General features: G+C 40.2%; 1 pseudogene. It reads left to right on the forward strand.

Features of this window, described 5'->3' with window-relative positions:
- Nucleotides 1–136: 136 nt before the first annotated feature.
- A pseudogene (locus LD39_RS21590) lies at nt 137–681 on the forward strand (hypothetical protein); the annotation flags it as partial.

Below are 681 nucleotides of genomic sequence, written 5' to 3' on the forward strand. Positions count from 1 at the left end.
AAAATAAAGAAATAAAGGATGTGGAGAATAGGCTCTTTTATCTGTCAAGAAAAAACAGGCTAACTCACCGGTTCCCCAAGGGCATCTATCTTAATAAGCTATTACTGTAAATAATAATTTGGAAAGGTAGGATTGTGTGAAAAACTTTAAATCAATCAGGGGGGCACAAATTCCAACGCTAACCCCTAATGATTTGGTGCCCGAGTGTATTCGTACACAAAAAGTTTATGATTGGATTACGGATGTCAATCAGTACACAAATAAAACACCAATTCCAGAGCCGTGTTCTACACAAGTTGCCAACGCGATTGCAGACGGAGTGAACGTAGGTTTTACTTGCACATCTCCAATGGTTCCAGGTCCTGATGCTACTTGTGAGGTACTAGAGGTGACTAATGGAGCACCAGGTATGATCCGTGTGCTGTGGACTGTTTTCTTAACAGTAACCGCTGTGAATGAAGACACTGAAGCTAACATTTGTTCATTTGAAGTACCTGTTCAATTTGATGATGTCTACATGGTTTGTATCCCTGAACCATTTACAGCAGACAACGTCTTCTGTCGTATTACGGCCGTTCACTGCTCTGTATTAAACACTGTCTTCCTTGGAAACCAGGTTCAAGTGAGCGTCACTGTTTGTAAAGACATTCAAATTGAAGAAGAAGTGAAATTGGAAGTATT

The organism is Halobacillus sp. BBL2006 (assembly GCF_000786645.1).
Taxonomy (GTDB): domain Bacteria; phylum Bacillota; class Bacilli; order Bacillales; family Halobacillaceae; genus Halobacillus.